This is a genomic window from Klenkia sp. PcliD-1-E (assembly GCF_024124375.1).
Taxonomy (GTDB): Bacteria; Actinomycetota; Actinomycetes; order Mycobacteriales; family Geodermatophilaceae; genus Klenkia.
Window position 1 is genome coordinate 1 of the sequence record NZ_JAMXRZ010000176.1, and the last position, 6,179, is coordinate 6,179.

The window sequence follows — 6,179 nt, forward strand, 5'->3', positions numbered from 1 at the left end:
GCGACCGGGCCGGCTGCGGGGTCCGCGGAGGCCCGGGGGCCGGCGCCGCCGAGCAGGGAGCCGGTGAGCACGACCAGCAGGACCAGGCGGAGGAGGGGCACCCGCCGACGGTCCCGTCCCGCACCCCCGGAGGGGGCGCCCGGGGATGATCTGTGGACGGGCGCCCGGGCTGTGGAGGACCGCGGACGGGGTCTGCCGGGGAGCGGGTATGCTCGCCCCTGCGACCGGTCGGCAGACCGGTCGACTTCGCGCGTCCTCCTCCCACCCCAGCGGTGGGGCGGCGCCCACCCCGGTCCCGGAAAGCACGGGTGCAGGTGGCCCGCAGGACGCCAGGGCGGTGCACCACCCGGTGCGCCGCGACAACCGGGAAGCGCGGTGGACCGGCCGGAGGGCCGGGTGCCGCGCGTGCACAGAGAGGCGGCGCCACGTGGCAGTCGTCAGCATGAAGAACCTGCTCGACAGCGGGGTCCACTTCGGGCACCAGACCCGTCGCTGGAACCCGAAGATGAAGCGCTTCATCTTCACCGAGCGCAACGGCATCTACATCATCGACATCCAGCAGACGCTGGGCTACATCGACCAGGCCTACGAGTTCGTGAAGCAGACCGTCGCCCACGGCGGTTCGATCATGTTCATCGGGACCAAGCGCCAGGCGCAGGAGGTCATCGCCGAGCAGGCGACCCGGGTCGGCATGCCCTACGTCAACCAGCGCTGGCTGGGCGGCATGCTCACCAACTTCCAGACCGTCTTCAAGCGCCTCGAGCGCCTGAAGGAGCTGGAGGACCTGGAGCAGACCGGCGCGATCAACGGCCTGACGAAGAAGGAGCAGCTGGTCCTCTCCCGCGAGAAGGCCAAGCTGGAGCGCTCCCTCGGCGGCATCCGGGACATGAAGAAGGTCCCGAGCGCGGTCTGGGTCGTCGACACCAAGAAGGAGCACATCGCCGTCGGCGAGGCCCGCAAGCTGGGCATCCCCGTCGTGGCGATCCTGGACACCAACTGCGACCCCGACGAGGTCGACTACAAGATCCCGGGCAACGACGACGCCATCCGCAGCGCCGCCCTGCTGACCCGCGTGATCGCCGACGCCGTCGCCGAGGGCCTCATGGCCCGCTCGGCCGCGCAGGCCAACGCCGGCCGCGGTGAGGGCGACGCCCCCGCCGGTGCCGACGCCGAGCCGCTGGCCGACTGGGAGAAGGAGCTGCTGACCGGCGGTCAGGGCGCCGACGCCGCCGCGCCGGCCGACAGCTCGGTCCCGGCCGCGCCGGAGCAGGAGTCCGTGGTCAGCGAGCAGGAGCAGGCGCCCAACGCGGGCGACCCCGCCGTGACCGAGATCGTCCAGGACAGCACGAACCAGGCGTGACCCGACGGCGCCGCCGTCCGTCCCGACCGGGACGGACGGCGGCGCCGCGGCACGTCTCCCCACCGCACTCCGCACAGAAGAGGAAGTGACATGGCTGCTGTCACCGCTGCCGACGTCAAGCGTCTCCGCGACGCCACCGGCGCCGGCATGATGGACTGCAAGAAGGCCCTCACCGAGGCCGACGGCGACTACGACAAGGCCGTCGAGATCCTGCGCGTCAAGGGCGCCAAGGACGTCGGCAAGCGGCTGGAGCGCTCCACCACCAACGGGCTGGTCGTCAGCCGCGACGGCGCGCTGCTCGAGCTCGACTGCGAGACCGACTTCGTCGCCAAGAACACCGACTTCGCCGCCCTGGCCGAGCGCCTGCTCGACATCGCGCTGGAGCACAAGCCGGCCGACGCCGCCGCGCTGCTGGTCACCGAGGTCGACGGCCAGACCGTCGAGAAGCTGGTCGAGGGCGAGTCCGCCCGCATCGGGGAGAAGCTCGTCCTCTCCCGGGTCGCCATCTTCGACGGCCCGACCGCGACCTACCTGCACAAGCGGGCCACCGACCTGCCCCCGGCCATTGGCGTCGCCGTGCAGTACTCGGCCGGTTCCGAGGACGCCGCCCGGTCGCTGGCGATGCACATCGCCGCCGCCCGGCCCAGGTACCTCACCCGCGACGAGGTCCCCGCCGACGCGGTGGAGACCGAGCGCCGCGTCGCCGAGCAGACCGCGAAGGAGGAGGGCAAGCCCGAGCAGGCGATCTCCAAGATCGTCGAGGGGCGCGTCAACTCCTACTACAAGGACTTCGTCCTCCTCGAGCAGCCCTCGATCACCGAGCCCAAGCGCACGGTGAAGCAGGTCATCGACGAGGCCGGGCTCACCGTCGACCGGTTCGCCCGGTTCGAGGTCGGCCAGTCCTGATCCACGCCCCGGCCCCGTCCCCCGCACCGGGGGGCGGGGCCGGAGGTCTGTCCGGCGCCGGTCGGGCAGGATGCGACGCACAGACCACCCCGCGAGAGGACGACGAGACGCCGATGACCGACCAGCTCCCGCTGTCCGCCCCCACCGCGTTCCAGGCCGCCGGCGCGAGCGGGTACGACCGCGTCCTGCTCAAGCTGTCGGGCGAGGCCTTCGGCGGCGGCGGCGTCGGCGTGGACCCCGCCGTCATCCGCGACATCGCCGAGCAGCTGGCCACCGTCGTGGCCCGCGGCACCCAGGTCGCCATCGTCGTCGGCGGCGGCAACTTCTTCCGCGGTGCCGAGCTGTCCCAGGCCGGCATGGACCGCGGGCACGCCGACTACATGGGCATGCTCGGCACGGTGATGAACTGCCTGGCCCTGCAGGACTTCTGCGAGAAGGCCGGCATCGAGACCCGCGTCCAGACCGCCATCACCATGGGCCAGGTCGCCGAGCCCTACATCCCGCGCAAGGCCATGCGGCACCTGGAGAAGGGCCGCGTCGTCATCTTCGGCGCCGGCGCCGGCATGCCCTACTTCTCCACCGACACCGTCGCCGCGCAGCGTGCGCTGGAGATCGAGTGCCAGGTGCTGCTGATGGCCAAGAACGGCGTCGACGGCGTCTACTCCGCCGACCCGCGCACCGACCCGACCGCCACGATGTACTCCGACCTGGACTACTCGACGGTGCTGGCCGACGAGCTCGCCGTCGCCGACGCGACCGCCATCAGCCTGTGCATGGACAACCGGATGCCGATCGTGGTGTTCAACCTGCTCCAGGACGGGAACATCGCCCGTGCCGTCGCGGGTGAGAGGATCGGCACGTTGATCAGCCGGCCCGCCTGAGGCCGCCGGCACCGACCACCCCGCACCACCGGCCCCCGGGCCACAGGAGGAGACACACGTGATCGACGACACCCTGCTCGACGCCGAGGAGCGGATGGACAAGGCCCTGTCGGTCGCCCGCGAGGACCTCGGCTCGGTCCGCACCGGCCGGGCCGCGCCGAGCATGTTCAACCGGATCGTCGTCGACTACTACGGCGCACCCACCCCGGTGCCGCAGATGGCCTCCATCACCGTCCCCGAGGCGCGCATGGCCGTCATCAAGCCCTACGACGCCGGCCAGCTGAACGCCATCGAGACCGCGATCCGCAACTCCGACCTCGGCGTCAACCCGAGCAACGACGGCCAGATCATCCGGGTCAACTTCCCGCAGCTGACCGAGGAGCGCCGCCGCGACCTGGTCAAGCAGGCCCGCGCCAAGGGCGAGGACGCCAAGATCGCCATCCGCAACGTGCGCCGCCGGGCCAAGGAGGAGCTCGACCGCATCGTCAAGGACGGCGAGGCCGGCGAGGACGACGTCCGCCGCGCGGAGAAGGACCTCGACGACCTGACGAGCAAGCACGTGGCCGGCATCGACGAGGCCATGAAGAACAAGGAAGCCGAGCTGCTGGAGGTCTGAGCGCACCCCGCGCCGACGCCGCACCCGCCATGCCCGCCGCCCCCACCCCGCCCCCCGGTCCCCGCCGACCGGAGCACGGGCGTGCCCGGGTGGCCGAGCCCACCACCGAGGCGTTGCCCGTGGTCGGCCGGTCCCCGGGGGCGTCGCGCCCGGTGCCCCCGCTGCCGCCGGTGCAGACCGTCGACACCGCCGACGATGCCGGCAGGGACGACGACGCCCCGCCGGTGACCGCGCTGCCCGACGCCCTCGGCGCCGAGGCCACCGGCGCACCGCCGGCCGAGACGCCGTCGGGCGCGCCCCGGGTCAGCCGGGCCGGCCGGGACCTCGGCGCGGCCATCGGCGTGGGTGCCGGGCTGGGCGCGGTCGTCATCGCGTCGCTGTTCCTCTACCGCCCGGCCTTCCTGCTCGTGGTGGCGCTGGCCGTGGTGGTCAGCGTGACGGAGCTGGTCCGGGCGCTGGACAACGGCGGCTACCGGCCGCCGCTCCCCCCGGTGCTCGTCGGCGGGCTGCTCATGCTCGGCCTGGCGTGGGTCCGGGGCCCTGCCGGGCTGGTGGTCGCCTTCTTCATCACCGTGCTGGCCGTGCTGCTGTGGCGGCTGGGCGACGGCCCGGTGGGCTACCTGCGCGACACCTCCGCCGCCGTCCTGGTCGCGCTCTACGTGCCGCTGCTGGCCGGGTTCGCCGTGCTGCTGCTGGTCCCCGACGACGGTGCCGCCCGGGTGCTGCTGTTCATCGCCACCGTCGTGTGCAGCGACGTCGGCGGCTACGCGGCGGGCGTGCTGTTCGGCAAGCACCCCATGGCGAGGAGGATCAGCCCGAAGAAGTCCTGGGAGGGCTTCGCCGGGTCGGTCACCGCGTGCGTGGTCATCGGCGTCCTGGCCGTCACCCTGGCCTTCCACGGCCCCTGGTGGGGCGGGGTGCTGTTCGGGGTGGCGATGGCGGCGACCGCGACCGTCGGCGACCTCGCCGAGTCGTTGATCAAGCGCGACCTGGGCATCAAGGACATGGGCACGCTGCTGCCCGGCCACGGCGGCCTGATGGACCGGATGGACTCCCTGCTGCCCTCGGCGGTCGTGGCCTACCTGCTGCTCAGCGCCGTCGTCCCGGCCTAGAGGTCGGGCAGGTCGCGCGCTCCGCGGGGGCGCGGCCACGGCACGACGCGGACGACGGCCTCGACGGGGAGCGCGCCGTACAGGTGCGGGAACCGCATCGACGCCGGGTCCCCGGGCACGCCGGGTTCCAGGCGGACCGGGTCGGTGAGGCGGTGCTCGTCGACCACCAGCAGGACGACGTCGTCCCGCTCGTCGAAGAGCCGCTGCGCCGGCAGGTGCACCTGCTCGGGCGCCGACAGGTGGACGAAGCCGACGTCGGGCAGCGGGTCCACGCGACCCCGGTCCGAGGCCGCGGCCCACTCGGGCGCGGTGATCAGGTGCAGCAGCACGCCGCGAACCCAACCACCACCGACCGACCTAGGCTGCCCCGGGTGGAGGAGCAGGCGGGACCGACCGAGTGGGGGAGCGCCGTCGGGGTCGGTCCGTGGGTGGGTCCGTGGCCCGACGACCCCCGCTACGACCGGCAGCTGCTCGCCGAGGGTGACCGCCGCAACGTCGTCGACCGCTACCGGTACTGGACGGTCGAGGCGGTCGTGGCCGACCTCGACCGCCGCCGGCACGCCTTCCACGTCGCCATCGAGAACTTCGGCCACGACCTGAACATCGGGACCGTCGTCCGCACCGCCAACGCCTTCCTCGCCGCCGAGGTGCACGTGGTCGGCCGGCGACGGTGGAACCGGCGGGGAGCCATGGTGACCGATCGCTACCAGCACCTGCGGCACCACCCCGACGTCGCCGGGCTGCTGGACTTCGCCCGCGGCACCGGCCTGGCGGTGGTCGCGGTGGACAACGGCCCCGGCGCGGTGCCGCTGGAGACCGCGGACCTGCCGGAGCGGTGCGTGCTGCTGTTCGGTGAGGAGGGCCCGGGGCTGACCCCGGCGGCCCGCGACGGCGCCGACCTCACCGTGTCGATCTCCCAGTTCGGGTCGACCCGGTCGCTGAACGCCGGGGTGGCGGCCGGGATCGCCATGCACGGCTGGGTCCGCCAGCACGCCGACCTCACAGGTGGTGACCGCTAGACCGCGGTGGGTCGTCGCGCCTCCGTCGCCGGGGGGCTCCGGGGCGGGAGCATGGCGGCGACCCGTCCGTCGCGAGGAGAACCCGTGAACGACCCCGCCGTCCCGCTGCCGTCCGGGTCGAGCGACCCCGGGACCGGGTGGGACGCCGGCTGGCTCCCCGAGTGGCTGACGCCCGGGCCCGGCGCGCCCGTCGAGGAACCCCGCGTCGCCGTGCCGCCCGGCCCGGCCGCCGTGCCGCCGGGCCGACGCGTCGCCGCCGCCGTGGCCGCGGTGACCCTGGGCCTC

General features: G+C 73.6%; 8 protein-coding genes. 7 read left to right on the forward strand and 1 reads right to left on the reverse strand.

The window, feature by feature from the left end; all coding sequences use genetic code 11:
* The first annotated feature begins 427 nt into the window (after positions 1-427).
* The 5 genes from rpsB to NH342_RS21530 all read left to right on the forward strand — a co-directional run bounded on the left by rpsB (position 428) and on the right by NH342_RS21530 (position 4,875).
* Positions 428-1,360: a 30S ribosomal protein S2 gene (rpsB, locus tag NH342_RS21510; protein WP_253018171.1), complete on the forward strand. Its 933-nt coding sequence runs from the start codon at positions 428-430 to the stop codon at positions 1,358-1,360.
* 90 nt (positions 1,361-1,450) lie between these two features.
* Positions 1,451-2,266 (forward strand): translation elongation factor Ts, encoded by an 816-nt coding sequence (gene tsf / locus NH342_RS21515; protein WP_253018172.1) that lies wholly within the window; start codon positions 1,451-1,453, stop codon positions 2,264-2,266.
* 113 nt (positions 2,267-2,379) lie between these two features.
* Entirely contained in the window at positions 2,380-3,147 is a 768-nt protein-coding gene (pyrH, locus tag NH342_RS21520; RefSeq protein WP_253018173.1) for a UMP kinase, read from the forward strand.
* A gap of 58 nt (positions 3,148-3,205) precedes the next feature.
* On the forward strand, positions 3,206-3,763 hold the full coding sequence (gene frr / locus NH342_RS21525; protein WP_253018174.1) for a ribosome recycling factor: 558 nt from the start codon (positions 3,206-3,208) through the stop codon (positions 3,761-3,763).
* 89 nt (positions 3,764-3,852) lie between these two features.
* Positions 3,853-4,875, forward strand: a complete 1,023-nt coding sequence (locus NH342_RS21530) for a phosphatidate cytidylyltransferase (RefSeq protein WP_253018175.1) — start codon at positions 3,853-3,855, stop codon at positions 4,873-4,875.
* Here NH342_RS21530 and NH342_RS21535 read toward each other — a convergent pair.
* On the reverse strand, positions 4,872-5,204 hold the full coding sequence (locus NH342_RS21535) for a DUF952 domain-containing protein (protein WP_253018176.1): 333 nt from the start codon (positions 5,202-5,204) through the stop codon (positions 4,872-4,874). The two genes, NH342_RS21530 and NH342_RS21535, sit on opposite strands and share 4 nt — an antisense overlap.
* Before the next feature lie 42 nt (positions 5,205-5,246).
* Here NH342_RS21535 and NH342_RS21540 point away from each other — a divergent pair, with 42 nt between their 5' ends.
* A complete protein-coding gene (locus NH342_RS21540; protein ID WP_253018177.1) occupies positions 5,247-5,894 on the forward strand; it encodes an RNA methyltransferase in 648 nt (215 codons plus the stop codon).
* An 84-nt stretch (positions 5,895-5,978) separates the two neighbouring features.
* The coding region (locus tag NH342_RS21545) for a hypothetical protein (protein ID WP_253018178.1) at positions 5,979-6,179 on the forward strand (201 nt) is incomplete at its 3' end.